Source organism: Sphingobium sp. BS19 (assembly GCF_027925545.1).
Taxonomy (GTDB): Bacteria; Pseudomonadota; Alphaproteobacteria; order Sphingomonadales; family Sphingomonadaceae; genus Sphingobium.
Window position 1 is genome coordinate 1 of the sequence record NZ_BSEF01000076.1, and the last position, 1,165, is coordinate 1,165.

1 protein-coding gene is annotated in these 1,165 nt (G+C 59.9%); it reads left to right on the forward strand.

Annotated features, from left to right (window positions below):
- Positions 1 to 64: 64 nt before the first annotated feature.
- Complete coding sequence (locus tag QMG56_RS23225; RefSeq protein WP_216313491.1) at positions 65 to 1,165, forward strand: IS630 family transposase; 1,101 nt, start codon at positions 65 to 67, stop codon at positions 1,163 to 1,165.

Consider the following 1,165-nt stretch of genomic DNA (forward strand, 5'->3'; position numbering starts at 1 on the left):
CTAGTCATCTGGAACTGAAGTAAGCATCATTGTATATGCTCTTGTCAGACAGGTGGGAGCGTTGATGGTGGCGGGTAGACAGGCAGATTTGGTCGTATTGAGTGGCGAGGACCGGACGTTTCTCGAAGCCCAAGTCCGGCGGCACAAAGCGCCGCGGTCGCTCTCGGATCGATGCCGGATGGTTCTGCTGTGTGCAGAGGGACTGCAGAGCAAGGAAGTTGCCCAACGCCTCGGTGTCCACGAGCACACGGTCGGCAAATGGCGGCGGCGGTTCGTGCAGGATGGCATTGAAGGGCTGACCGACGAATATCGTGCAGGTCGCCCACGTACAGTGTCGGATGCGCAGGTTGCTCAGGTGATCGAGCGCACGCTGAACACCACTCCGAAGGATGCCACGCATTGGTCGATCCGTTCCATGGCAGCCGAAGCGGGGCTGTCGCACACTACCATCCGCCGGATCTGGGGTGCATTTGGCCTGCAACCGCACCGGTCCGAGACGTTCAAGCTGTCCACGGACCCGCTATTCGTCGACAAGGTCCAGGACATTGTCGGCCTCTACATGTCTCCGCCGAACCGGGCGGTCGTGCTGTGCGTGGACGAAAAATCCCAGATCCAGGCGCTGGATCGTGAGCAACCGGTCTTGCCGATGGCACCGGGCGTGCCTGAGCGACGCACCCATACCTATATCCGCAATGGCACGACGTCTCTGTTTGCCGCGCTCGACATCGCCACCGGCGCCGTGATCGGCAAGTGCTACAAACGCCACCGAGCCACCGAGTTCCTCGATTTTCTCAAGCGGATCGACGCCGCAATGCCCGAGGGGCCGGACGTCCACCTCGTGATGGACAACTATGCCACCCACAAGACGCCGAAGATCAAGGCCTGGCTGGCGCGCCGCCCGCATTGGCATGTTCACTTCACGCCAACATCGGCGTCCTGGATCAATCAGGTCGAACGGTGGTTTGCAGAGCTGACGCGCAAGCAGCTGCAACGCGGCGTCCATCGATCCACGGCCGAACTCGAAGCCGACATCGCCGCCTTCATCAAAGCACACAATGAAAACCCCAAACCCTACAAGTGGGTCAAATCCGCAGACGAGATCCTCGCCTCCGTCAAACGCTTCTGTCAAAAAACAATGAGCCGAACTTCGGATTCACGTGACTAG

Coding starts and splice junctions, on each gene's coding strand:
- QMG56_RS23225 (WP_216313491.1), top strand. CDS start 65: ATGGTGGCGGGTAGACAGGCAGATTTGGTCGTATTGAGTGGCGAGGAC.